At 43.3% G+C, this 24,773-nt stretch carries 22 protein-coding genes; 15 read left to right on the forward strand and 7 right to left on the reverse strand.

Going from position 1 to position 24,773, the window contains the following annotated elements:
- Nucleotides 1-100 precede the first annotated feature (100 nt).
- From QVP40_RS12510 to xerD, 6 genes are all read left to right on the forward strand, one after another.
- Complete coding sequence (locus tag QVP40_RS12510) at nt 101-862, forward strand: prolipoprotein diacylglyceryl transferase (protein ID WP_022068726.1); 762 nt, start codon at nt 101-103, stop codon at nt 860-862.
- A gap of 218 nt (nt 863-1,080) precedes the next feature.
- Nucleotides 1,081-2,151 (forward strand): recombinase RecA, encoded by a 1,071-nt coding sequence (gene recA, locus QVP40_RS12515; protein ID WP_022068727.1) that lies wholly within the window; start codon nt 1,081-1,083, stop codon nt 2,149-2,151.
- A gap of 9 nt (nt 2,152-2,160) precedes the next feature.
- A complete protein-coding gene (locus QVP40_RS12520; protein ID WP_022068728.1) occupies nt 2,161-2,661 on the forward strand; it encodes a regulatory protein RecX in 501 nt (166 codons plus the stop codon).
- 122 nt (nt 2,662-2,783) lie between these two features.
- Nucleotides 2,784-4,307 carry a ribonuclease Y gene (gene rny / locus QVP40_RS12525; protein ID WP_390427213.1) on the forward strand — a complete coding sequence of 508 codons (1,524 nt, stop codon included), beginning with the start codon at nt 2,784-2,786 and terminating at the stop codon, nt 4,305-4,307.
- Between the two features lie 150 nt (nt 4,308-4,457).
- A complete protein-coding gene (locus tag QVP40_RS12530; RefSeq protein WP_022068730.1) occupies nt 4,458-5,057 on the forward strand; it encodes a stage II sporulation protein M in 600 nt (199 codons plus the stop codon).
- Nucleotides 5,058-5,194: 137 nt separating this feature from the next.
- Nucleotides 5,195-6,079 (forward strand): site-specific tyrosine recombinase XerD, encoded by an 885-nt coding sequence (gene xerD, locus QVP40_RS12535; RefSeq protein WP_022068731.1) that lies wholly within the window; start codon nt 5,195-5,197, stop codon nt 6,077-6,079.
- 42 nt (nt 6,080-6,121) lie between these two features.
- Here the strand turns inward: xerD and QVP40_RS12540 are convergent, their stop codons facing one another.
- From QVP40_RS12540 to QVP40_RS12565, 6 genes are all read right to left on the reverse strand, one after another.
- Nucleotides 6,122-8,320 carry an ABC transporter permease gene (locus QVP40_RS12540; RefSeq protein ID WP_288200559.1) on the reverse strand — a complete coding sequence of 733 codons (2,199 nt, stop codon included), beginning with the start codon at nt 8,318-8,320 and terminating at the stop codon, nt 6,122-6,124.
- Nucleotides 8,320-9,006 carry an ABC transporter ATP-binding protein gene (locus QVP40_RS12545; protein WP_022068733.1) on the reverse strand — a complete coding sequence of 229 codons (687 nt, stop codon included), beginning with the start codon at nt 9,004-9,006 and terminating at the stop codon, nt 8,320-8,322. The genes QVP40_RS12540 and QVP40_RS12545 overlap by 1 nt, the downstream gene beginning before the upstream one ends.
- A gap of 69 nt (nt 9,007-9,075) precedes the next feature.
- The gene (locus tag QVP40_RS12550) at nt 9,076-10,263 is read right to left on the reverse strand and encodes a sensor histidine kinase (RefSeq protein WP_022068734.1); all 1,188 of its coding nucleotides are present in this window, start codon (nt 10,261-10,263) and stop codon (nt 9,076-9,078) included.
- Nucleotides 10,260-10,931 (reverse strand): response regulator transcription factor, encoded by a 672-nt coding sequence (locus QVP40_RS12555; RefSeq protein ID WP_022068735.1) that lies wholly within the window; start codon nt 10,929-10,931, stop codon nt 10,260-10,262. The genes QVP40_RS12550 and QVP40_RS12555 overlap by 4 nt, the downstream gene beginning before the upstream one ends.
- A gap of 155 nt (nt 10,932-11,086) precedes the next feature.
- The gene (locus QVP40_RS12560) at nt 11,087-12,118 is read right to left on the reverse strand and encodes a 3-deoxy-7-phosphoheptulonate synthase (protein WP_022068736.1); all 1,032 of its coding nucleotides are present in this window, start codon (nt 12,116-12,118) and stop codon (nt 11,087-11,089) included.
- A 178-nt stretch (nt 12,119-12,296) separates the two neighbouring features.
- Nucleotides 12,297-13,607 (reverse strand): polysaccharide biosynthesis protein, encoded by a 1,311-nt coding sequence (locus QVP40_RS12565; protein WP_022068737.1) that lies wholly within the window; start codon nt 13,605-13,607, stop codon nt 12,297-12,299.
- A gap of 123 nt (nt 13,608-13,730) precedes the next feature.
- Between QVP40_RS12565 and QVP40_RS12570 the strand changes: the two genes are divergently transcribed.
- The 9 genes from QVP40_RS12570 to QVP40_RS12610 all read left to right on the forward strand — a co-directional run bounded on the left by QVP40_RS12570 (nt 13,731) and on the right by QVP40_RS12610 (nt 22,588).
- Nucleotides 13,731-14,165, forward strand: coding sequence for an RrF2 family transcriptional regulator (locus QVP40_RS12570; protein ID WP_287573659.1), 435 nt, complete (start codon nt 13,731-13,733; stop codon nt 14,163-14,165).
- A gap of 31 nt (nt 14,166-14,196) precedes the next feature.
- Nucleotides 14,197-15,378 carry a cysteine desulfurase NifS gene (nifS, locus tag QVP40_RS12575; protein ID WP_022068739.1) on the forward strand — a complete coding sequence of 394 codons (1,182 nt, stop codon included), beginning with the start codon at nt 14,197-14,199 and terminating at the stop codon, nt 15,376-15,378.
- Between the two features lie 89 nt (nt 15,379-15,467).
- Nucleotides 15,468-15,914: a Fe-S cluster assembly scaffold protein NifU gene (nifU, locus tag QVP40_RS12580; RefSeq protein ID WP_022068740.1), complete on the forward strand. Its 447-nt coding sequence runs from the start codon at nt 15,468-15,470 to the stop codon at nt 15,912-15,914.
- A gap of 113 nt (nt 15,915-16,027) precedes the next feature.
- Nucleotides 16,028-18,613, forward strand: coding sequence for an HAD-IC family P-type ATPase (locus QVP40_RS12585; RefSeq protein ID WP_022068741.1), 2,586 nt, complete (start codon nt 16,028-16,030; stop codon nt 18,611-18,613).
- A gap of 362 nt (nt 18,614-18,975) precedes the next feature.
- Nucleotides 18,976-19,869, forward strand: a complete 894-nt coding sequence (locus QVP40_RS12590; protein ID WP_022068742.1) for a selenium metabolism-associated LysR family transcriptional regulator — start codon at nt 18,976-18,978, stop codon at nt 19,867-19,869.
- A 214-nt stretch (nt 19,870-20,083) separates the two neighbouring features.
- On the forward strand, nt 20,084-20,701 hold the full coding sequence (gene yedF, locus QVP40_RS12595; RefSeq protein WP_022068743.1) for a sulfurtransferase-like selenium metabolism protein YedF: 618 nt from the start codon (nt 20,084-20,086) through the stop codon (nt 20,699-20,701).
- A complete protein-coding gene (locus tag QVP40_RS12600; protein WP_022068744.1) occupies nt 20,698-20,937 on the forward strand; it encodes a DUF3343 domain-containing protein in 240 nt (79 codons plus the stop codon). Before yedF ends, QVP40_RS12600 begins: the two co-directional genes overlap by 4 nt.
- A 20-nt stretch (nt 20,938-20,957) precedes the next feature.
- Nucleotides 20,958-21,437 (forward strand): BadF/BadG/BcrA/BcrD ATPase family protein, encoded by a 480-nt coding sequence (locus QVP40_RS12605; protein WP_022068745.1) that lies wholly within the window; start codon nt 20,958-20,960, stop codon nt 21,435-21,437.
- Between the two features lie 17 nt (nt 21,438-21,454).
- Nucleotides 21,455-22,588 carry an aminotransferase class V-fold PLP-dependent enzyme gene (locus tag QVP40_RS12610; protein WP_022068746.1) on the forward strand — a complete coding sequence of 378 codons (1,134 nt, stop codon included), beginning with the start codon at nt 21,455-21,457 and terminating at the stop codon, nt 22,586-22,588.
- 207 nt (nt 22,589-22,795) lie between these two features.
- Here the strand turns inward: QVP40_RS12610 and QVP40_RS12615 are convergent, their stop codons facing one another.
- Nucleotides 22,796-24,604 (reverse strand): amylosucrase, encoded by a 1,809-nt coding sequence (locus tag QVP40_RS12615; protein WP_288200565.1) that lies wholly within the window; start codon nt 24,602-24,604, stop codon nt 22,796-22,798.
- Nucleotides 24,605-24,773: the final 169 nt, after the last annotated feature.

A 24,773-nucleotide genomic window follows, 5' to 3' on the forward strand; every position in this document is an offset into this window, starting at 1 on the left:
ATGGACGTATGCGGAGAATACGATGCCGAAGAAGACGGAACCTGTAATGACAGGGTAAACGGGATGTTGCTGAATGTATGGAAAGACTGGAGGGATTCCCATGAAAAATGAGCTTTTTACCATTGGACCTTTTACTGTGTACAGCTATGGTTTTATGATCGCAGTGGGTGTGTTTGCGGCGTGGCTGACAGCAGAATACCGGGCAAAAAAATACCGTGCAGATACAGACCAGATATTTTTTCTGGTGTTGTGGTGTCTGGTGGGAGGACTTCTGGGCGCCAAGCTTTTGTTCTGGATCACAGAATGGAAAGAGGTTGTAGCAGATCCGGGTTTTATTTTAAGGACAATGACAGACGGATTTGTTGTTTATGGAGGAATTATAGGAGGAATTATCGCAGGCTGGCTGTACAGCAGGATAACAAAACTGAATTTCCTGAAATATTTTGACCTTATGATCCCGTCTGTGGCTCTTGCTCAGGGATTTGGAAGAATCGGCTGCCTGCTGGCAGGCTGCTGCTACGGAAAAGAAACTTCCGGATGGCCGTCCATTACCTTCCATGATTCTGATTTTGCCCCTAATGGGGTGGCTCTGGTTCCTACTCAGATTTATTCCAGTGTGCTTGATTTCGTGCATTTTGGGATTCTGCTCTGGATTGCCCGGAACAAAAAAGCAGACGGACAGGTAGCTGCCTGCTATATGATTTTTTACAGCGCGGGACGGTTTGTACTGGAATTTTTCAGAGGAGATCTTATCAGAGGAAGTGTATGGATTCTGTCCACATCTCAGTTTATCAGTATTTTTGTGATGGCTGCAGGGCTTGCCATGCTCTGGTTTACAACCGTAAAGGCCGGAAGAAAATAGGTGTTCAGTTTATCCTTCGGACATACAGAAAAGTAAAACTCATATGCAGCTGCAATTTGCAGAGAATAAAAGGTGCAGGTTCTTTAAGTAAAGGAACCTGTATTTTTTGTCGAAAACTTTTACTTGACAATAAGGGCAAATTATAATAGCATGTACATATAAAAGCGAACATAAGTTTGTGAAATCAATAAAGAACAGCGATAAGGAGAATTGAGATTATGATAAATGAAGAGAAGCAGAAGGCACTGGAATCCGCGCTTTCACATATTGAGAAACAGTATGGAAAGGGCTCTGTTATGAAACTGGGTGAATCAGGGGCTCATATGCAGGTAGAGACGATTCCTACCGGCTCTCTGGGGCTTGATATTGCCCTTGGAGTAGGCGGCGTGCCCAAGGGACGTATTGTTGAGATCTATGGACCGGAATCCAGTGGTAAAACAACCGTTGCCCTGCATATGGTTGCAGAGGTTCAGAAACGCGGTGGAATTGCGGGATTTATTGACGCGGAGCATGCGCTTGATCCTGTTTACGCAAAAAATATCGGTGTGGATATCGACAATCTTTATATTTCTCAGCCGGATAACGGAGAACAGGCTCTGGAGATCACTGAGACTATGGTGCGCTCCGGTGCTCTGGATATTGTAATCGTGGACTCTGTTGCAGCCCTGGTTCCTAAGGCAGAGATTGAGGGAGAGATGGGAGACAGCCATGTAGGCCTTCATGCCCGTCTGATGTCACAGGCTCTCCGTAAGCTGACTGCTGTGATCAGCAGATCCAACTGTGTGGTTATTTTTATCAATCAGCTTCGCGAGAAGGTTGGAGTTATGTTCGGAAATCCGGAGACAACTACAGGCGGACGTGCTCTGAAGTTTTATGCATCGGTACGTCTTGATGTCAGAAGAGGCGAAACTCTGAAGCAGAGCGGAGAAATGGTGGGAAATCATACCAAAGTAAAAGTAGTAAAGAATAAGGTTGCTCCGCCGTTTAAACAGGCAGAGTTTGACATTATGTTCGGAACCGGAATTTCCAGAGAGGGAGAGATCCTCGACCTGGCGGCAGAGTGCTCAGTGGTAAACAAAAGTGGTGCATGGTATTCCTATCAGGGAGAAAAGATCGGTCAGGGACGTGAGAATGTAAAGGTATTTCTTAAGGAACATCCGGAAATATGTGAAGAAATAGAAAAAAAGGTAAGGATCCATTACCATCTTCTTCCGGGAGAAGAGGGAGAGGCGGAAGCAGCAGGCGCAGACAAAGAAAGCACTTCCCCGGCAGAAGCTGACGAGACCTGATAAGACAGTATGATGATGGAAATTCAGGAAGAACAGAGACAGGCGCGAAAAAAGGCCATGAAGCTTCTGGAACGTATGGACCGGACAGAGAAAGGACTCAGCGACCGTCTTTTGCAGGCAGGTTTTTCAGAGCAGGCGGTTCTGGACGCAGTATCTTATGTAAAAAGCTATGGATATATCAATGACAGCAGATATGCATTGAATTATATTACATATCGTATTCATGAAAAAAGCCGGCAGAAGATCTTTCAGGAGCTTTATACAAAAGGAATTGACAGGGAGACTGCCTCTGAAGCGTGGGAGCAGGTGTGCAGCCTGGAGGAACCTGACGAGAGGATGGTGCTGAGGCGCACCATAGAAAAGCGATGCAGTCCGGGAACAGAACTGGACGAAAAGGAGATGCGCCGTCTGTACGGGTATCTGGCAAGACGGGGGTTCCGGCCTGGAGAAATTTCCTCTGTTCTGGAGGAAATGGAGATCAGTTTTCATAAAAATTATGGCAACAAATAGGTAGAAAAACTTGACAGATTTCTCAAAAACAGATAAACTTGTATTGTTGTATTTGTACAATGAAAACTAAATAAGGAGGTGCTCCTGTGACAACTATCATCATAAGTGTAATTGTCGCTGTAGTGGTCGCACTGCTTATTGCGGTTCCTCTTACTTGCAAGCTTGCTGTCGAAAATAAGGCAAAAAAGGACGCCGAGGTTGTCGGCACAGCAGAAGACAGAGCAAGAAGCATCATAGATGAAGCTTTAAAAACTGCTGAAACAAAAAAAAGAGAAGCTTTATTGGAAGTGAAGGAAGAATCTCTCCGAACAAAAAATGAACTGGAGAAAGAAACCAAGGAACGCAGAAACGAGCTGCAAAAATACGAGAGACGTGTTTTATCCAAGGAAGAATCCGTAGATAAAAAGGCGGATATCGTAGAAAAGCGTGAGACTGAATGCACAGCAAAAGCTGCTGAACTGCAGAAAAGAGAAAAGAAAGTAGAAGAGCTTGAACAGAAGGGAGTACAGGAACTGGAAAGAATTTCCGGTCTGACCTCCGAACAGGCAAAAGACGAGTTGCTGAAAACTGTAGAAGACGATGTGAAGGTGGATGTGGCAAGACTCTATAAAGAGCTTGAAAACCGCGCAAAGGAAGAAGCAGGCAAGAAAGCCAAGGAATATGTGGTAAATGCCATTCAGAAATGTGCTGTGGATCATGTATCAGAGACAACGATCTCTGTGGTACAGCTTCCAAGCGATGAAATGAAGGGCAGGATCATCGGACGTGAAGGACGAAATATCCGCACTCTGGAAACATTGACAGGTGTTGATCTGATTATTGATGATACTCCTGAGGCTGTTGTTCTTTCTGCATTTGATCCGATCCGAAGAGAAGTTGCAAGAGTTGCTCTTGAAAAGCTGATTGTTGACGGTCGTATTCATCCGGCAAGAATCGAGGAGATGGTGGAAAAGGCTCAGAAAGAAGTGGAAGTGCAGATTCGCGAAGACGGCGAAAATGCAGCCATGGACGTAGGAGTACATGGAATCCATCCGGAGCTTCTGAAGCTTCTTGGACGAATGAAATTCCGTTCCAGTTATGGACAGAATGCATTGAAACATTCCATTGAGGTTGCACAGCTTTCCGGAATCCTGGCAGGTGAAATCGGCGTGGATGTCCGTATGGCTAAGAGAGCCGGACTTCTTCATGACATTGGAAAATCCATTGACCATGAAGTAGAAGGATCTCATATTCAGATTGGAGTGGATCTTTGTAAGAAGTATAAAGAATCTGCTGTCGTGATTAATACAGTTGCATCCCATCATGGTGATGTGGAACCGGAATCTCTTGTTGCATGTATTGTACAGGCTGCTGACGCGATTTCCGCGGCAAGGCCGGGCGCAAGAAGAGAAACACTGGAAACCTATACCAACAGACTGAAACAGCTGGAGGATATCACCAATGAATTCAAGGGAGTAGACAAGTCCTTTGCTATTCAGGCGGGCAGAGAGATTCGCGTAATGGTAGTACCAGAGCATGTAACAGATGCAGATATGGTCCTGCTGGCAAGAGATATTGCGAAGCAGATTGAAGCTGAACTGGAATACCCGGGTCAGATTAAAGTCAATGTGATTCGTGAGAGCAGAGCAGTGGACTACGCGAAATAATTCTGACAGGTCATGCACCATTGTTCATTAAATGAAGTATATAAGCCGTGTGAAAGAAATTTCACACGGCTTTTTGCGTACGAAGGAAGACTGTGAAAGGCACAGGCATATTTTGGACGTAAGTCCCGTAAACTGGTACAGGGTGAGGATATGAAAAAAAGACTGGAACTGTACAGAAGGGGAAGCCTTCCTGTGTACTGGCTTTTCTTTTTTGGATTTTTGGCAGGAGTGGTGATTCCAAACGTAATGTGGAAGTATGAATGGCATCAGAAAACAGCGGCTTCTCTGTATCTGCTGGCAGCCTTTGCAGACAACAGTCTTGACAAAGGCGAATATTTTCTGCAGGTACTTAAAATGAGGGGAAGTGTATTTCTGATTTCAGCCCTTTGTGGAGTGTCTGTATTCGGGGCGCCTTTGGCGGTGATGGGAATTTTATATATGGGCGTTCGCACAGGGCTTCTTCTTACTATGTCCATTCTTCAGTTTGGACTTCAGGGTGGAATTGTAGGACTGGGAGCCTTGTTTCCTCAGTACCTCTTATACTTTCCCTGCTTTTTCTGGCTGATGTGGCTGATATACCGGCAGTCTCTGGAAATCTGGAAGAGCCGTGGGCTGATTGCCGGAGAGGTATCCTCCTATGCGTTTCGCGTTCTTTTATGCGCAGTGGTCTGTATGGGAGGAATTTTGCTGGAAACCTGGTGCAATCCTCCGGTTATGGAGGTTCTGATGAAAAGCCTGGAGCTTTTTTGAAATAACGATACTGAAATAATGATGAGTGAAAAGTGCTTTGATTTTAAGAAAAACCAGTGTATAATGTATGATACACTACTTATGATCTGGGCGTAATGAACAGTAATTCAAATGCGGAATGGACGGCGGAGATAAAAATGGAAAAGCTTATCAATGATTTTATTGAATATCTTCACAATGAAAAAAATACTTCTGGAAACACAGAGGTTTCCTATCAGAGGGATCTGAAAAAAATGGCTGTATATTTTGAGAAACAGGGAATCGCTCATGCGGACGAAGTGACAGAATCAGATCTGAAGGCTTATGTAAGTGAAATGCAGAGCGCAGACTTTGCATCTTCTACCATATCCAGAAATATTGCATCTATCAGAGCTCTGTTTCATTATCTGTTAAAAAAAGGCGTGGTTTCTGAGGACCCGTCTGAGAATTTAAGAGCACCCAGAATAGAAAAGAAAATGCCGGAAATTCTGACTGTACAGGAAGTAGACAGGCTTCTCAGTCAGCCTAATCCCCATACAGGCAAGGGAATCAGGGATAAAGCTATGATGGAGCTTCTCTATGCTACCGGAATGCGTGTCAGCGAGCTTCTGGCTCTTAAAACAGAGGATGTGAATTTAAGCTTCGGATATGTGATCTGCCATGACAACGGAAAGGAGCGGGTGATTCCCATTGGGAATGTCAGCCGTGACATGCTGCAGAGATATATGGATGAGGCAAGAGATTTTTTTGTGAAAAATCAAAGAGAAACAGCTCTTTTTACAAACTGCTCCGGAAAGCCCATGAGCAGGCAGGGGTTCTGGAAGGTGCTTAAGGGATATGCGGAGAATGCCGGAATCCACAAGGATATTACTCCTCATACGCTTCGGCATTCATTTGCAGTCCACATGCTGCAGAATGGAGCAGATATAAAAAGTGTTCAGGAAATGCTTGGTCATTCGGACATTTCATCCACTCAGATGTATCTGGGGCTGGATACTGTAAAAATGAGAGATGTTTATATGAAAGCACACCCCAGAAGCTGAATGCCGGGGTGTGCTTTCAATCACAATAAGGCTTTTTATAGGTTAAATCATAGTATCATTTTGTAAAATATCAATCAAATCACTTTTGAGAAGTTTCTTTCCGCCTATATAGTAAGCCAGACTAACAAGCGCGAACACGAATAAAAAGAATATTAAAACAGGAATAAATGGTGCCTTTTTCAAAAATTCTACTGGATTTAAGTAGCTTGCAGTGATCATAAAACCGACTATAATTATGGTCAAGGGAACTGTAATGGCAAGAGGGCGTCCTGCAATCACTAATACTTCAATAGCAAACATTTTTTTCATACTTTTTGGAGACATTCCTATTGAAGCATATCTGGTAAATTCTCGTTTTCTCTGTCTTAAAAAACCCAGAGTGTTGGAAAAAATGTTGGAAAGGCCAATAGCGGCCAGTAAAACGCATAACGAGCCTAACACCAGAATCATTCCTTTTTTCATTGTAGCATCAGATATTTTTTCCTGAATACGATTTTCGATTAAAATGTTATCTTTCTGAGACAGTGTCCGTAAAATTTCACTTTGTAATTCATTTAGTTTGGGAAGCGTTACTTTTTCTGGTCCGAGTACTCGTATATATGTCTCTGGTTCAGTATGACCAATTACTCCTGATATTTGCTTCCACAGTGATAAAGGAATAAATTGAACTAATGTATAATCCTCATATTCTTCTCTTAATGTCATAGGCTCCTGTGTATAAGCAAGAACCGGAATATCTGTTGATATTTCAGTATTTTCAATGTTTTGCAGGGTGATGGTTCTTTGCTGATTTTTTATAAAAGGAATATATTTTTTATAGCGAAAATTGCTGTTTAAGCTGTCCCAAATACGATTAAGCACAATACTTCCGTCCAGCCTTGGTACAATATTTAATTGTCTGCAATATTCCTCAAAGCTTTTATCATCTATAATGATGATTGGCGCTTTTACAGAGTAGCTGCATTTTTCTGTATTTATAGAATTATCTGTGACAGCCTCCGGGCCTCCTAAATGTATTAACTCATCACTGATTTCTGTCTCCGGTATGGAACATTCAGCTATTGCTTTTTGGTATACAAGACTGTTTCTGACATTTGGCAGATTTCTAAGCTCTTCTCCCTGACGAAACTCAGAAATATCAGTGTTTTTCAGGGTTACCATTATATCCCAGGCATCCTGATACCTTTCAAAATAAGTATAATTTGTACTGATATCTGCTAGAGTGAAAAAGCAAAGCATTATAGTAAAACTTAAGAAAGAAAGGGTAAGAGAAAGGTGAGAAGTACGAAGCGCTTTACTCTGTGCTTTCAGTGCATTGGCAGCCAATTCTCCTTCTATTCCAAATATCCTGCATAATAAGCAGGAATGCTTTTTCTTTTTTAAGTGTAGTTCATCTGTGCCCTGCAATGCCTGAAGAGGAGTCAGTTTAATTAATTTTTTTGCAGGTAAGCAGGCAGAAATAAATACAGTTAAAACTGACACAAAAATAGTTGCCATAAACACAACAGGGTGATATTGAAAAACGGCATTATGTCGCCCTGCTATTTCCTGTGCAAAAAAATTTATAATTTTTATTGTCAAAGCACTGCCTGCGATTCCAAGCAAACTGCCCGTTAAAATTGGAAGGATACAGAGCATTGCAGCTTCCTGCAGGAGGCAGGTAAAAATCTGCCTTGGCGTGGCTCCGATACTGGACAATATTCCAAATTGATGGAGTCTTGCATACATAGAAACTGCAAAAGAGTTATGTATAATCAGGATTAAAGAAACAGATACCACAAGTAATAAGGCAATAAAAAAGGCCATTAAAAGCGGCGGACTATTATCCTGAGGATTGTGTACCATGTATCTTGACAACAGCAGTTCATGATAAGAGGCGGCAGTACTGTCAAGATTTAACTTTTCGGTTATCAATGGCATATCTTTATAGACAGTTCTTATATTTTGGAACCAGACATCAGCGACAATAGTTTTTTCTGTTGATAACGTATTATTGATTTCAGCTTTTTTTACATTTGAAAAATTTTTTATTATAGATAAATCTGATTCATCTATCCCGGAAATTCTTCCCTGCCAGCTGCCCTCATCTATTGTGATCTGTTCAATTTCGTAAATCCAGAAGTTGTAAAACAGGCTGCATATCAGTGATAAAAACAGAGCAGAGATAAAAGCTGCTGTAACAATGGATATGCTGGAGGCTTTATTCTTTTTAATAAAGCCAGCTGAAAAATCTTTCCACATTATACACACCGTCCTCTCCTGTCACTGATGATTTTTCCGTCTTCTAAGGTTATTATGCGATCTGCTTCCAATGCGATTTTCTCATCATGGGTAATCAGCAAAATTGTCTGATTGAGATTACGATTTGATAATTTGAGCATATCAATAATTTCTTTGGAATTTTTTTGATCAAGATTTCCTGTGGGTTCGTCTGCTAAAAGGAGAGCAGGACGGTAAATCAATGCTCTGGCGATTGCAGCTCTCTGCTGCTGCCCGCCTGATAGCTGACTTGGAAGAAAATCTAGTTTGTCTGAAATCCCTAACGAATTTACTATTTGCTCAAAATATTCCTGATTTACTTTTTTCTTATCCAGTAAAAGAGGCATTAAAATATTTTTCTGGATGGTAAGGGTTGGAATCAGGTTATAGAACTGATAAACCAGCCCAACCTTCCTGCGGCGAAAAATTGCTGCCTGTGTCCGGCTCATAGAAGAAATATCAATACCGTCTACGAGAACTTTCCCCTTAGTAGGCTTTTCTACACTTCCCAGAATATGCAGGAGCGTAGACTTCCCTGAACCGGAGGCCCCTATAATTACAACAAATTCACCTTTTTCAACTGATAAATTAACTTTATCCAGAGCCCGGACCTGATTAGCACCAGAACCATATATTTTTCCAATACATTCACATTTTAAGATTTTCATGCCAGATGCTCCTTTCCGTTAGAAGAAAATTCCTTGTTGCTTTTTAGTATAACAAAGAAAAATGACATTTCAGTGACTGTAAATACGGATTTCGAAGCAGGCTCCTCCATCTGGAAGATTGCGGGCAGTTATATTTCCGTTCTGTAATTCAAAGATAGATTTCGCTAATGCAAGACCAATACCGATTTCATTAGAAGATGCATTTATTCCGCGATAAAATCGTTCAAAAAGATGGGGGATATCATCGGGATAAAAGCCCTCTCCTTCATCCCATATTAAAATCTCTGAATATATAGGATTAGTGGAGTAATCACAATATATGGTTCCATTTTGAGTGGAATGTTCTATACAGTTTTTTAGAAGGTTCAGAAATGCTTCCATAGTCCATTCCATATCGCCGATAATCTCAACACAGCCTTTATCTGGAATTGATATAGATATACCTTCTTTTTGCAGAAAATCACTTAAATTATCTGCTGCAAGAGTAAGAGCGGTATAAATATCAACTTTTGAATATTTAAATGGTAAAGTGCCGGCATCTATTTTGGACAAAGTAAGCAGTGCTTCTTCTAATACACTTAATCGTTCCAGTTGCTTTTTTATTTGTTTTGTCCGTACATTCGGCATTTCGTTTTGAATAAGCTGCAGGGAAAGAGATGCGGCTGTAACAGGTGTTTTTAGCTGATGAGCAATATTGGCAAGATTATCTGCAAAATTGTTTTTTGATTTTAATGCTGCCTCTTTTGTATAAATAAGCTCTGTTACTGTTTTATATATTTCATCCTGTAAACAGGAAAATTCATCCTCTTTAGTATGAATGACTATTTTTTCTTTCCCGATATTGATCCGTTCCAGATAGTCTGTTAACTCTGATATCCGCAGTTTTTTTCTCCGGTTCATCCACCATAAAGAAAACAGGAAGCAGCCGGAAATCATTACAAATATAATTGAGGAAAGGATAAAGAAATTTGTGACTGTTCCATTATAAAACTGAGTACTTTTATATCCATATCGGGTTAAAAAGAAAGTTTCATTGGAATGTTCTCTGGGGGAGACCAGGTACTCTTTCACAGAGGAAAGAATCTGTTGTTCTGCCTCAGGATTATTTTGTATAAGAAGTTCACAAAATTTTGAGAGGTGTTCAAATGCAGATTTCTGATACAGATTCAATCCAAATACTGATATAAGTATGATTCCTGTAAGACAGAATATAATTGGAAGACCAAAAGCCAGAAATTGTTTTTTTCTTTCTGTCATACAGTGTCCTCCATACGATAACCAAAGCTGCGGACAGTTTTCAGACAGCCAGGATTATTCAATTTTTCACGAAGACGTTTCATTGTAACTGTCAGTGTGTTGTCATTTACATAAATCCCATTACTGTCCCATATGAATTCAAGTAATTGGCCTCTGGTTAAGGTTTTCCCTTTATTTTCCATTAAAAGCAAAAGTAACTGATATTCTGGCTGGCTTAATATAACTTCCCTCTGATTGCAGAAAACAGTCATTTTTTCTTTGTCTAACAAAAGGTTATCACAGGACAGACGTGAATTGTTAGTTTGCCCTGTTCGCCGAAGCAAAGCAAGAATGCGAGAATATAGCACATTCAATTCAAATGGTTTTACCACATAATCATCTGCTCCATAACCTAAACCAGCTACAATATCATGAGAATCGCTGCGGACTGTCAGGAAAATAACCGGGAGATGCTCCCAGTGACTCCGGATCCATCTGCAAAGCTCACTTCCCTGTCCGTCAGGCATATTCCAATCCAGCAGAACAATATCAGGGAGAGATTGCAGCATTGCTGATTTTGCAAGAGCTACTGTAGAAAAAGTAATTATTTTGCAGTTATGCTGTTCAAGATATTCTTTTACAGAGCATGCAATATTTTCATCATCTTCGATATAGTAAATATCTGTCATTTTCAGTACCTCCAGTCAGATTGTTTTGCCAGAAAACAGAATATCTGTTTTTCGGCAAATAGTTTGATTTTTTGTTCAAAAGAAAAATGCCCGAATAAGCCTGTAAAGTAAGGTTGTTCGGACATTTAAAAGATATAAAACATATCAGGAGTTAATCAGCACATTTCTGCGATCGTATACAGAAGCTTCTCTGTATCTTCCCATCCAAGACAGGGATCTGTAATGGATTTTCCGTAAATATGATCTCCTCCGATCTTCTGATTTCCGGATTCAATATAGCTTTCGATCATCAGTCCTTTTACCAGCGTTTTTAACTCAGGATCTACAAGACGGCTGTGAAGGACTTCTTTGGCAATACGAATCTGCTGCTCATACTGTTTATTGGAGTTGGAGTGGTTGGTATCAATGATCACTGCAGGGTTCTGCAGGTTCTTTTCCTGATATTTTTCCCAGAGAAGCCGAAGATCCTCGTAATGGTAATTGGGAATTGCCTCTCCATGTTTGTTTACCGCGCCTCTTAAAATAGTGTGTGCAAGAGGATTTCCTGTGGTTTCTACTTCCCAGCTTCTGTAAATGAAACGGTGGGAGCCCTGAGCGGCAGTAACGGAATTGAGCATTACACTGAAATCACCGCTGGTAGGATTTTTCATCCCTGCAGGAACGTCCATGCCGCTGACGGTCAGGCGGTGCTGCTGATCCTCAACAGAGCGGGCGCCTACTGCAACGTAGGAAAGCAGGTCGGAAAGATAACGGTAATTTTCCGGATAAAGCATTTCGTCTGCGCAGGTAAAACCGCTTTCCTGAATGGCGCGGATATGCATTTTTCGGATAGCCACCAGTCCGGCTAGCATATTGGGTTTCTTTTCCGGATCCGGCTGATGGACCATTCCTTTATAGCCTTCTCCGGTGGTACGCGGCTTGTTTGTGTAAACTCTCGGGATGATCAGAACTTTGTCTGAAATTTTGTCCTGAACCTTACGCAGGCGCAGAAGATAATCGCATACAGCATCTTCATTATCTGCGGAGCAGGGACCGATAATGGCAAGAAATTTGTCGGATTTTCCGGTAAATACGTCCCGTATTTCCTGGTCCCTTTTTTCTTTTAAGGTCTGAATAGCAGAGTCTACCGGATATTCATTCCGGATGTCCTCCGGTGTTGGTAATTTTTTGATAAATGAAAAGCTCATAATAATTGTTCCTCCTCGACAGTATTATATACGATTCTTCATCTGTTGTCGATAGAGAAGCTCACAGAAGGGATAAAACCTGATGCGGGAGTTACCGTTCAGATGCTGCGTGAACGGAGGGAACAGTAACTGTTTACAGGGTACTGTTTGTGAACAGAGTGAATATTAACAGGGACGGTTATTCACAACGGTACAGAGCGGTAATGTGAAGGAAGCTTAAAAGGATTTCGCTTATAAGGATCCCGTACAGGTAGCCGCGGATTCCCATTGCAGGGACAGCAAAAAGTACAAAAGAAATCCTTACCAGGATCCCGGCGGCATTGTGGAGCAGGCTTCGGACATTTTTTCCCAGACCGTGAAGGATGCTGACCAGAGCAGTATTCATATACAGAAAAGGACAGATAAAGGCCATGGTGCGGATGTAAACTCCTGCAGTGGGACTGTGAAAAAGAAAATTGCCAAGAAAAGGACCGAAAAGAAAAAATCCTGCTGCGCAAAAGGCTCCGAGAAGTATGCAGCCGGTACATGCCTTTCCTGTAATATGGCGGATTCTTTTGCGGAAGCCAAGAGCCTGCATTTCTGCCACAGATGGCATAAGCATAACAGAGGCGGAATTTGTAACAGTGGATGGAAAAAGAATCAGAGGGAGAGCCATTCCTGTAAACACTCCGTAAATGCCGAGAGAATCTGAAGGGGACAGGCCATAAAGCTGAAGCCTCTGGGGTATCAGGACTACTTCAATACTTCCAAGCAGCGTCAGAAGCACCCGGTTCAGAGTAAGAGGAAAAGAGGTATGACAAATTTCCCCGAGCCTTGCTGTAAAACGGGATGCCTGAAAAAAGGAATACTGTTCTCCGGAAAATTCTGCCGCAATCATCAGAAGTCCGGCAGATGCGGCAAAAAGCTCTGAAATAAGGGCGCCTCCTGCGGCAATGGAAGCAGTAACCGGCCTGCTCTGAGAAATCAGGATACGGCAGATCAGAAAGGAGGAGCCTACCCGGACAAGCTGTTCCAGAAGCTGCAGTCCGGAAGGGATTCCGGCTTTTTTTCTGGCAAAATAATAGCTGTTGATACATGAATGAATGGCGCTTAAAGGAAAACTGAAGGAAAGAATCTGCAGCAGAGGTTCTGTCAGGGGCTGCTTCAGGATCTGTCCGGCAAAAAAATCAGAATTTGTATACAGAATCCATGAAGCTCCCACAGAAAGCGAGAAAGCGGTAAGAAGTCCTGTACAGAAGATATTTTTTGCTTCTCTGTGATGCTTTAAGGCAGTCTGAGAAGCAATCAGACGGTTCAGAGCAGTCTGTATGCCGGAGGTGGTAAGGGCAAGTACAAGGTTCTGCAGAGGAACCATAAGCTGATACAGTCCCAGTCCCTGGGCACCAATAGAATGTGACAGGAATATTCTATAAAAGAAGCCAATGACCCTGCTGGCAAGTCCTGTACAGGTCAGGATAAAAGTTCCCTTAATAAAATTCTGTTTTGACATAATTATATCCTGATAACTTTTTGTAAATATATGCAAAAAATAACCTTGACAGAACGAAGAGTATCTGTTACTGTAATTACAGTAAATCCGACAAAAATACTGGGAATTAAAAGAGGTGAGCAGATGAAGCTGTCAACAAGGGCAATATACGGGCTTCGAGCTATGATTGACCTGGGAGTATACAGTGAACAGGAAGCTGTTTCCATTCAGAGTATTGCCGGAAGACAGAATATTTCAGTCAGTTATCTGGAGCAGTTAATGGCAAAGCTGAAACGAGCCGGACTGGTGGAAAGCACCAGAGGCGCATGTGGGGGCTATCGTCTGGGAAGGCCGGCAGATGAGATTTCTGTTGGCGATATTCTGAGGGTTCTGGAAGGCGGTCTGGAAGCAGCGCAGTGTCCGGGCACATCCCCTGAGGAAAATTGTGAGACAAAGGATATCTGTGTGGCAAAGCTTGTCTGGAAGCGGATCAATGACAGTATTACCCAGGCAGTAGATACTCTGATGCTTGGTCAGTTAATAGAAGAGAGCAGAAAAAAACAGGAAGAGAAAATATAACATCGTTTATTATTACAGGAGGACAGAGGTTATGAATAAATTGATTTATCTTGACAATGCAGCTACAACAAAGACAGCTCCTGAAGTTGTTGAGGCAATGCTGCCATATTTTACAGAATATTATGGAAATCCATCCAGTGTATATGATTTCGCAGTCCACAGCAAGGAGGCGGTAACAAAAGCCAGAGAGCAGATTGCAGGAGTCCTGAAGGCAAAACCGGAAGAAATCTACTTTACTGCAGGCGGTTCCGAATCTGACAACTGGGCGTTAAAGGCTGCTTTTGAAGCATACAAAGCAAAAGGTAATCACATAATTACAACAAAGATCGAGCATCATGCTATTCTTCATACATGTGAATATCTGGAAAAAAGAGGCGCAAAGATCACCTACCTTGATGTAGATGAAAACGGAATCGTCTGTCTGGAGGAGCTGGAAAAAGCCATTACCCCGGAAACGATCCTGATTTCCATTATGTTTGCAAATAATGAGATCGGTTCCGTTCAGCCTGTCAAAGAAATCGGAATGATTGCAAGAGAACATGGAATTCTTTTCCATACAGACGCGGTTCAGGCCTTTGGACAGCTTCCGATCGATGTAGATGAATGCAATATTGATATGCTCAGCTCCAGCGCTCATAAGATCAACGGACCTAAGGGAATCGGATTTCTGTACATCCGCAAGGGCGTAAAGATCCGCTCCTTTGTACACGGAGGAGCCCAGGAGCGCAAACGCCGTGCAGGTACAGAAAACGTTCCGGGAATTGTAGGATACGGCGCTGCCGCAGAGCGGGCAGTAAACACAATGGCTGAGCGTACAGCAAAGGAAATTGAACTGAGAGATTATCTGATCAGCAGACTGACATCAGAGATTCCTTACGTGAAGCTGAACGGAGATCCGGTAAAGAGACTTCCCAACAATGTAAATGTAAGCTTTCAGTTTATTGAGGGTGAATCCCTGCTTCTGATGCTTGACAGCTATGGTATCTGCGGTTCCAGCGGTTCGGCCTGTACATCAGGATCTCTTGATCCGTCCCATGTGCTTCTGGCTATCGGACTTCCTCATGAGATCGCCCACGGTTCCCTTCGTCTGACACTCAGCGAAGAGACAACAAAAGAAGATCTGGATTACACAGTTGAGAAGCTGAAAGAAATTGTTCAGAATCTGAGAAATATGTCACCTCTTTATGAGGATTTTGTAAAGAAACAGAAATAAAAGGCCTGTATTCAGGTAATCTGAACCCTGAAGGCTGACAGGAACAAAGAGAAAATACGATATTATCACATAGCAGGAGGAAATAAGTTATGTACAGCGAAAAAGTTATGGATCATTTTCAGAATCCGAGAAATGTAGGAGAGATTGAGGACGCCAGCGGCGTTGGAACAGTGGGAAATGCAAAATGCGGAGATATTATGAGAATCTTTCTTGATATTGATGATGAGACTCATATCATTAAAGACTGCAAGTTTAAGACCTTTGGCTGCGGCGCTGCAGTGGCAACCAGCAGTATGGCCACAGAGCTTGTGATCGGCAAGACCATTGAAGAGGCTATGAAGGTGACAAATAAAGCGGTTATGGAGGCTCTTGACGGACTTCCGCCGGTAAAGGTTCACTGTTCACTTCTTGCAGAGGAAGCCATTCACGCAGCTCTCTGGGATTATGCTCAGAAGAACCACATTGTGATCGAGGGGCTTTCCAAGCCAAAATCCGATATTCATGAAGGCGAAGAGGAAGCAGAGGAAGAGTATTAAGAAAAAAGGCTGTGACAGACAGAATCCGGAATGTTCCATAAGGGACAGAACCGGAGGCTGCTGTTGCAGCCTTGCTCTGCTTATATTATAAAATGATATTGCGAGGTGGAAGTTTGACTGGACTTACAGAGGAACAGGTAAAAGAGAGGATTGAAGCAGGACAGACAAATGCTGATGAAAATCCCAATACCAGAACCTACAAGCAGATCGTAAAAGAAAATACCCTGACATTTTTTAACTTTCTGAACCTTGTACTGCTTGTTCTGGTTCTTATGGTAGGCTCGTTTAAAAATGCGTTTTTTGTTTGTATCATTATTATCAACACGCTGATCGGAATCGCACAGGAGATCCGGGCAAAAAAAACAATCGACAAGCTGGCGATTCTCACAGCTAAAAAGTCCATTGTTCTGAGAGAAGGAAAGAAATGGACAGTTCCTACAGAAGAGCTTGTTCTGGATGATGTTGTGTGCCTGAAAACAGGAGATCAGGTGCCTGCAGACGCCAGGATACTGGAAGGAAGCCTGGAGGTAAACGAATCCCTTTTAACAGGAGAGGCAGACAACCTTCCAAAGAATCCGGGAGACGAGCTGTTTTCAGGAAGCTTTGTAACCTCCGGTGAGGCTTCCTGCCAGATCATCCATGTAGGAAAAGATAACTATGCTTCTCAGATCACCAGTGAGGCAAAAGAATTTAAACGTCATAATTCAGAGCTGAGAAACTCTCTGAATATTATCCTTAAGGTGATCAGTATTATTATTGTGCCTATCGGAGCTATGCTGTTTTATAAACAGTATTATATGGTGGGCGACAGCTTCAGAGATTCCATTGTAAGTATGGTTGCAGGCGTACTGGGAATGATCCCGGAGGGGCTTGTACTTCTGACAAGTGTGGCTCTGACCCTGGGAGCGCTTGTACTTGCAAACAAAAAAACTTTGGTACAGGAGCTGTACTGTATTGAAACTCTGGCAAGAGTAGATACTCTCTGTCTGGATAAAACCGGAACCATTACAGAAGGCAGTATGTGCGTGGAGCGTGTAGAGCCGTTTATCCGAAGTAAGGAATATCAGGCGTCCGGGGAAAGTCAGATGGAAGAAGGAGCTGCGGCGGAAGCGTTATCCCGGCAGGAAGCGTCTGTGACGGAAAAAACGGGACAGGAAGAAGCGGCAGAACCAGAAAATACAGAAAAAATAACAGAACCAGAAAATATTGCAGAGACAGAAAGCGGGAAACAGGCAGAACTGGTTTCAGATGAACCAAAAGCCGCTGATCTGAAGGAAATCGAAGAGATCATGTGCAGCCTTATGCATGTACTGCGTGATGAGAACGCTACTGCAAATGCTCTCAGGAAACGTTTTCCGGCAAGACCTGTTATGGCCTGCGAGCATGTGATACCGTTTTCTTCAGACCGGAAATACAGCGGAGCAGTGTTTGCAGAAAAAGGCACCTATCTTATGGGAGCCGTGCAGTTTCTTTTTCCGGAAAATAATCAGGACATGATCAGTCAGGCTCAGAAATACGCAGAAGAGGGGCTGAGGGTACTTGTTCTGGCCCACAGTCCGGAAAAATCCGAAGGCACGGAGCTTCCAAAAAATCTGGAACCGGTGGCATTTTTGCTTCTGACAGATGTGATCCGTGAGGAAGCGCCTGATACCCTGAAGTTTTTTGACAGCCAGGAGGTTGATCTGAAAGTGATTTCAGGAGACGATCCTGTAACCGTAGCAGCTATTGCAAGACGCGCCGGGCTGAAAAATGCAGATCAGTATGTGGATGCCACTACGCTTCTTACAGAACAGGATGTACAGCGCGCAGTTTCAGAGTACAGCGTATTTGGCCGTGTAACACCTCAGCAGAAAAAGCAGATGGTTCAGGCGCTTAAAAGCCAGGGCCATACAGTTGCCATGACCGGGGACGGTGTGAATGATGTTCTTGCGCTGAAAGAAGCTGACTGCAGTATTGCGATGGCTCAGGGAAGCGATGCGGCCAAGAATATTGCAAATGTGGTGCTGCTGGATTCTAATTTTGCATCCATGCCCCATATTGTAAATCAGGGCCGACGGGTAGTAAACAATATCCGTACTGCAGCGTCCATGTTCCTGATCAAAACCATGTTTTCCGTTATGCTGTCTATTTTGACTATCTTTTTTGGAAATGCATATCCCTTTGAACCAATACAGATGTCTCTTATCAGCGCCTGTGCAGTAGGTATTCCTACGTTCCTTCTTGCTCAGGAAAATAACTATGATAAGATCGATCATACTTTCCTTCGGCATGTATTTTTGAATGCGTTTCCTGCAGCGATCACAATAAGCTCCTGTGTGTTTACCATCATGCTGGTATGTCAGAATGTATATCATTCCAACGCCATGCTGAATACAGCCTGTGTGCTGGTAACCGGATGGAACTATATGGCAGCTCTGAAAACCGTATATGCGCCTTTGAACCGTTACAGAAAAGTAATTATTTATGGAATGCAGTTTATTTTCTTTGCTGCAGCAGTTATTTTCCAGAAATTACTTTCTCTTGGTTCTCTGGACTTTGGTATGATCATTCTGGTGTTTATCCTCATGACCTTTGCGCCGGTTCTTATTGATGTGATCACCGGTTGGATACGGAATATTTACGCGCGGTCACTGGATAAAGAAAATCCCGGACCGGTTGCTTCTTTTCTTACAAAGCTTCAAAACGGAAAAATTTCATAAAATGAACAGGATCCTCTTCAGAATTGTTGGGGATCCTTTTTTGTGGATGAAAAACATATGAGGTGGGGGAAGCTTTTATGTGAGTATTTTACGGACTTTATTATGCGGATTTTGCGTTTGTACATTTTCTGTTACTGTTTACGACCTTTGCAGTAGCTTGACCCAAATTGTATTCCAGATCAATTTCGTTGATGGCATTTTGTCCTGTATGTCTCGGTATTTTGCCATATACATGCCAAAATATCTTGCAGGATAGTAAACTGTGACCGGCATCCGGTTTTTATCAATAATTAAAAAATACAATACAATCATTGCATATATTAATAATACATGATAAAATACAAAAAGAAAGGTTAAGGATTATGGAATTTAAACAGTTAGAATCATATATTGCCATTGTAAAATATAAAAATCTAACAACGGCTGCGGAGGCTCTGGGGATTTCTCAGCCTACCATCAGCATTCATCTGAAGAATCTGGAAGAAGAGCTGCATACCAGGCTGATCATCCGCACTGCCAAAAACTTTGAGGTGACCCGGAGAGGACAGGAGTTTTTTGTTTGCGCCCAGAATATCCTGAAGCTTCGGGATGATCTGATAAACAGCTGGAACGGCCGGGAGGCAGAGGTTATCCGCATGGGAGTTTCTACCATACCTTCCGCCTATATTTTGCCGGAGGTACTTCCTGCTTTTGGAAAAGAACACGAAAATGTATATTTTTCCATTGATCAGATGGACAGCCAGAAGGTGATTGACGAGGTACATAAAGGAACTTATGATCTTGGGCTGGTTGGAATGAAAACTGAGGACGAGCTTCTGGCATTTGAACAGTTTTACCGGGACAGGCTGGTGGTGATCACTCCTGTAAAAGAAAAGTTTCTCAGAATGAAGGAGCAGAAAGAAATGCCTGTGGAATGCCTGTTTCAGGAGCCGGTGATACTTCGTGAGAAGGGCAGCGGAAGCGGGAAAAGCGCAGGAAGATTTCTGGAAAAAATGGGGATCAAGGAAGAAAAACTTCACGTTGCAGCCAGAATCAATGATCAGGAATCAATTAAAAATCTGGTGGCAGGAGGTCTGGGAATTTCCATTGTATCCGAAAAGGCTGTGAAGGATTATGTGGAATCCAGGCGGCTTCTTCAATTCAGTCTGCCGGAGGAATTTGCCGGAAGGGAATTTTATATTGTGTACCAGAAAAACTATATTTTAAAAGAATGTGCAGGGGAATTTATAAAGTTTCTGAAGGCATATCAGAAGTGAGCGGAGCGCTGCTGCCATAGTGTGTAAGGAAACAGGCTGTATGAACAGTAATCTGAACAAGAGGATGCGGAGCGCTGCTGCCATAAGATGTAAGGAAACAGAGCAATGCCAGTGGTGAGGCGGCTGAACAGAAGAAAATATCTGTCCGGAGGTATTCCCGGAGATAGTCAGTCAGTCTAAATAAAATTGAAAGAAAAGAAAGGTGGATATGGTTATGAAAAAAACAGTAGATGCAATGGGAGATGCCTGTCCGATCCCTGTAGTAAAAACAAAAAAGGTTATAGAAGAGCTGAAAGCGCAGGGAGGCACAGTAGAAATCTTTGTAGACAATGAGATCGCAGTTCAGAATCTGACAAAGCTGGGAAAGAGCAGCGGTTATTCGGTTTTTTCTGAAAAGCTGGAGGAAAAGAAATTCCGTGTTGAGATCCATGTGACGGAAGAAGGGGCAGGGCAGATGCAGGAACAGGCGACTTCCTGTATTCCGGACATGAGACGTAAGAACACGGTAGTGGTAATTTCCTCTCAGTGTATGGGAGAGGGAGATCCGGAGCTTGGAACAGCGTTGATGAAAAGCTATATTTATGCACTTTCTCAGCAGGAACAGCTTCCTTCTACCATACTGTTTTATAATGGCGGAGTGAAGCTGGTCTGTGAGGATGCGCCCACACTGGAGGATCTGAAGAGTCTGGAGGCTCAGGGAGTGGAGATCCTTGCCTGTGGAACCTGCCTGAATTTTTACGGACTGTCAGAAAAGCTTCAGGTGGGAAGTGTGACAAATATGTATGTGATCGCAGAAAAAATGAGCCAGGCATCCCTGATCGTCAAACCATGATAAGAGAAAAAAAGCCCTGTGTGGTACTGACTTTTTCCACTACAACGGCAGCCATGTCCATGGAAAAAAAGTGCGGTCAGAATAAGATACCCGGACGTCTGATTCCGGTTCCGAGGGAGATCACAGCAGGCTGCGGACTTGCCTGGAAAATGCCGGAAGAGGATTATGAAAAGTATAAGCACAAGGTGGAAAGTCTGAATATTGTGGTGGAACAGAAAGTCTGGATGAAATTATAAAAACAAGGAAACAGGCGATCATGGAATATATTGGAATAGACATTGGATCTGCCTGCGCAAAGGTTGTGGCTACCGGCTATGGAAGGGTATCTGTACCCTATGCAGACAAAACCGTAACTGAGATTACCTGCCATGCCAGAGGCGCAGTATGGCTTCATAAGAAAAAAGATATGACAGTCATTGACATCGGAGGCCAGGATGTAAAAATCAGCTCCATGTGCACGGTTTTTGCAGAATCTGAGGTGATCAGCCTGATCGGTCAGGGGGAGAAAAAGGAAAATATTGCTTTTGCAGTGGTAAATTCTATTGCGGATAAAGTAGTCTCCCAGTGCAGTAAGATGAATGTGGGAGCCGGAGAAGTATTTCTTACCGGAGGCCTGTGTGAATGCGGTTATCTGCAGGAAATCCTGGAACAGAAGCTTGGATCTCCTGTGCTTACAGGACCGGAATGCCGATATGCAGGAGCCATCGGGGCTGCGCTTTGCGGCAGAAACATATAGAACAGAGGAGATGCGTTATGATTTATTTTGATAATGCAGCCACCACCATTCATAAACCGGAAACAGTGGTTCGTGCGGTGGCACAGGCTTTGAATTCTCTGGGAAATGCAGGAAGGGGCGCCCATGAGGCGTCCCTTGATGCTTCCCGGAATATTTATGGAGTCAGGGAAAGGGTTGCAGATTTTTTTCATGGAGAGGATCCGTCCAGGATCGCTTTTACTTTAAATTCCACAGAGAGCCTGAACACTGCGATCAAAGGAATCCTGAAGCCGGGAGACCATGTGATTACTACGGTTCTGGAACACAATTCCGTGCTTCGTCCTCTCTATGAGATGGAAGAAAAAGGTGTGGAAGTGACAATCCTTCCCTGTGATGAGTACGGAATGGTTTACCCGAGAGATTTTATCCGTGCAGTCCGTCCCAATACAAAGGCCTTTATCTGTACCCATGGCTCAAATCTTACAGGTAATGTACCGGATATTCAAAAAATTGGCGCAGCAGCAAGGGAGAGGGGGATTCTTTTTGTGGTGGATGTCTCCCAGACTGCCGGAGTATTTGATATTGACGTTCAGAAGATGAATATTGATATTCTCTGCTTTACCGGACACAAGGGACTTCTGGGCCCCCAGGGAACAGGAGGTATATATGTGAGGACAGGGGTGTATGTTCGTCCATTGAAGTCCGGCGGAAGCGGCATAAAGACCTTTGAGAAACAACATCCTTCACAAATGCCTGTTGTTCTGGAGGCAGGAACCCTGAACGGACACGGTCTGGCAGGACTTGGGGCTGCTGTGGACTATCTGAATCGGCAGGGGATTGCTTCCATACGCGCAAAAGAGCAGGCTCTGATGAAGCAGTTCTATCTGGGAGTCAGAGATATTCCGGGAGTGAAGGTTTATGGGGATTTCCGTACCATGAACCGCTGCGCCATAGTAACCTTGAATATCAGGGATTATGATTCTGGTGAAGTGGGAGATGCCCTGTATATGGATTATGGCATTGCCACAAGAACCGGGGCTCACTGTGCCCCTTTGATGCACCAGGCGCTGGGAACTGAAGCGCAGGGAGCAGTACGCTTCAGCTTCAGCCATTTTAATACAGAAGAAGAGATACGGACAGGGATAGAGGCGGTCAGAGAACTGGCAGAGTAAAAAGGTGAGAGAGGTGCCTGTTACAGAGAAAGTGAATATGTAGTAAAAAGTCCGGAATTCATTTTGAGAAAATAACAGAGTGAAAATTGTGGAAAGATAAAAGCCCGGTTTTATTTTGTGTAAAAGGAGAACAGACCTGACAGCGAAATCGTGTCAGGCCTGTTCTCTTTTGTCTCCTGTCTGAAAAGGCACAGTCTGTCAGACAGATTATTTTTTTCTGCAAAGCCAGAAGCATCCAAAAGCAGGTATCTGAACTCCTTTGGCTTCCATTTTACGCCCGGAGATCAGATCTGTATATATACCGTCTTCTTCATTGATCCATGCGACCTTATCATATTCGCTGAAATTATAGATTCCGATGAATTTTTCTTCTTCATTCTCGCGTACAAGAGCAAGAACAGAAGAATCCCATGTATCAATGGTGCGAAGGGCGGTGTCGCTGTTAAATACAGTATGCTCTTTTCTGATTTTTTCCAGATGATCAAGGGCAGGAAACAGTTTTCCCTGTACAGTTTCAGGCTTTTTACGGTTTTCAGCAAGTTCCCAGTTAAAATCACCTCTGTGGAGATAGCGGGAATCCTCTGCCTTTTCCGGATCTTCTCTGTAAGAATAATCATTCAGCTGACCGATTTCATCACCGCTGTAAATGACAGGAATTCCTGACTGAGAAAGCATAAAGGCATGGAGCGTAATGTCGTATCGGATTCCCCGGTTTACTCCGTCTTCGTTTCTTTCAAATCCGAAGCGCTCGATGCCGCACAGAGAAGCAGTTGTTCCGCAGAGACGGGCATCTCCAAGCCTTGGATCATCATTGTACAGTTCTCCTCTTGCAAAGGAGTCCGGATAGCTTCCGGTGAGGAAGGCGTTCAGGTATTTTTTATGAGGAATCTCCTGAATTCCGGAGCAGCTCAGAAAATCATAATCAAGTCCCCAGCCGATGTCGTCATGACAGCGGAGATAGTTCTGGAAAACATAATCGCGGGGCAGTTCAGCAACAATATCAAGCTGGCGGCGCAGAAGGGAGACGTCTCTGGTTGCAACAGTGTGCCAGGTAGTTGCCATGGTTGTCACATTGTAAAGAAGATGACATTCCGGTTTTTCAACAGTTCCGAAATAAGGAACTACTTTTTCCGGGGACATAACAACTTCACCAAGTAAAAGCACACCGGGGCAGACAATCTCACAGATCATACGCATGATGCGGACAATGGTGTGTACCTGGGGGAGATTGCGGCAGTTGGTTCCAAGCTGTTTCCAGATATAGGGAACTGCGTCAAGCCGTATAATATCAACGCCCTGATTTGCAAGATAAAGCATATTAAAGACCATTTCATTAAGAACTACAGGATTGCGGTAATTCAGATCCCACTGGTAGGGATAAAAAGTAGTCATAACATGCTTCCGGATATCTTCCAGCCAGGTAAAGTTTCCCGGAGCAGTGGTGGGGAATACTTCAGGACAGGTTTTTTCATAAAGCGCAGGAATATCATAGGAATCAAAGAAGAAATAACGATCCTCATATTCTTTTTCCCCGGCGCGGGCACGCTTTGCCCACTCATGCTCTTCAGAGGTATGATTCATAACGAAATCAAGGCATACACTGATTCCGCGTTTATGACATTCTGAGGTCAGGTGAGAAAATTCATCCATAGTTCCAAGCTCTGGCTGAACAGAACGAAAATCCGAAACAGCGTATCCGCCGTCACTGCGGCCTTTCGGAGAGGCCAGAAGCGGCATCAGATGAAGATAGTTGACATTACACTCCTGTACATAATCCAGCCTGCCTTCCAGACCGCTCAGGGTTTTGGCAAAGGAGTTTACATACATCATCATTCCAGTAAGATCGTTGCGCTTATACCAACGTGGATCTTTTTCGCGGGAAAGATCAGAAGCCTTCAGATCTGCGTTTCGCGCATCATAAAAACCTTTCAGCCCGTCAAGAAGCTGAGTGAGATGCTCCATAACCTGAGGATCATCCTGGTAAAGCTCACAGTACAGCCATTTCAGTTCATCCATATGACGGTTCAGACGCTCCTGATAGACAGCCGTATCTTTTTCCACAGCCGGAATTTTAACAGGCTCAGTCTTCTTTGTTTCGACCTTAACAGGCTCGGTATTCTTTGTTTCGACCTTAATGGGCTCAGTTTTAGAGGTAGAGACTTTAACAGGCTCGGTCTTCTTTGTT

This window comes from Blautia sp. CAG:257 (genome assembly GCF_000433815.1).
Taxonomy (GTDB): Bacteria; Bacillota; Clostridia; order Lachnospirales; family Lachnospiraceae; genus Blautia_A; species Blautia_A caecimuris.

What these genes read in the sequence shown, in the direction of transcription:
- QVP40_RS12510 (WP_022068726.1), top strand. Translation starts at nt 101, where the DNA reads ATGAAAAATGAGCTTTTTACCATTGGACCTTTTACTGTGTACAGCTAT.
- recA (WP_022068727.1), top strand. Translation starts at nt 1,081, where the DNA reads ATGATAAATGAAGAGAAGCAGAAGGCACTGGAATCCGCGCTTTCACAT.
- QVP40_RS12520 (WP_022068728.1), top strand. Translation starts at nt 2,161, where the DNA reads ATGATGATGGAAATTCAGGAAGAACAGAGACAGGCGCGAAAAAAGGCC.
- QVP40_RS12530 (WP_022068730.1), top strand. Translation starts at nt 4,458, where the DNA reads ATGAAAAAAAGACTGGAACTGTACAGAAGGGGAAGCCTTCCTGTGTAC.
- xerD (WP_022068731.1), top strand. Translation starts at nt 5,195, where the DNA reads ATGGAAAAGCTTATCAATGATTTTATTGAATATCTTCACAATGAAAAA.
- QVP40_RS12540 (WP_288200559.1), bottom strand. Translation starts at nt 8,320, where the DNA reads ATGTGGAAAGATTTTTCAGCTGGCTTTATTAAAAAGAATAAAGCCTCC.
- QVP40_RS12545 (WP_022068733.1), bottom strand. Translation starts at nt 9,006, where the DNA reads ATGAAAATCTTAAAATGTGAATGTATTGGAAAAATATATGGTTCTGGT.
- QVP40_RS12550 (WP_022068734.1), bottom strand. Translation starts at nt 10,263, where the DNA reads ATGACAGAAAGAAAAAAACAATTTCTGGCTTTTGGTCTTCCAATTATA.
- QVP40_RS12555 (WP_022068735.1), bottom strand. Translation starts at nt 10,931, where the DNA reads ATGACAGATATTTACTATATCGAAGATGATGAAAATATTGCATGCTCT.
- QVP40_RS12560 (WP_022068736.1), bottom strand. Translation starts at nt 12,118, where the DNA reads ATGAGCTTTTCATTTATCAAAAAATTACCAACACCGGAGGACATCCGG.
- QVP40_RS12565 (WP_022068737.1), bottom strand. Translation starts at nt 13,607, where the DNA reads ATGTCAAAACAGAATTTTATTAAGGGAACTTTTATCCTGACCTGTACA.
- QVP40_RS12570 (WP_287573659.1), top strand. Translation starts at nt 13,731, where the DNA reads ATGAAGCTGTCAACAAGGGCAATATACGGGCTTCGAGCTATGATTGAC.
- nifS (WP_022068739.1), top strand. Translation starts at nt 14,197, where the DNA reads ATGAATAAATTGATTTATCTTGACAATGCAGCTACAACAAAGACAGCT.
- nifU (WP_022068740.1), top strand. Translation starts at nt 15,468, where the DNA reads ATGTACAGCGAAAAAGTTATGGATCATTTTCAGAATCCGAGAAATGTA.
- QVP40_RS12590 (WP_022068742.1), top strand. Translation starts at nt 18,976, where the DNA reads ATGGAATTTAAACAGTTAGAATCATATATTGCCATTGTAAAATATAAA.
- yedF (WP_022068743.1), top strand. Translation starts at nt 20,084, where the DNA reads ATGAAAAAAACAGTAGATGCAATGGGAGATGCCTGTCCGATCCCTGTA.
- QVP40_RS12600 (WP_022068744.1), top strand. Translation starts at nt 20,698, where the DNA reads ATGATAAGAGAAAAAAAGCCCTGTGTGGTACTGACTTTTTCCACTACA.
- QVP40_RS12605 (WP_022068745.1), top strand. Translation starts at nt 20,958, where the DNA reads ATGGAATATATTGGAATAGACATTGGATCTGCCTGCGCAAAGGTTGTG.
- QVP40_RS12610 (WP_022068746.1), top strand. Translation starts at nt 21,455, where the DNA reads ATGATTTATTTTGATAATGCAGCCACCACCATTCATAAACCGGAAACA.
- QVP40_RS12615 (WP_288200565.1), bottom strand. Translation starts at nt 24,604, where the DNA reads ATGGATGAACTGAAATGGCTGTACTGTGAGCTTTACCAGGATGATCCT.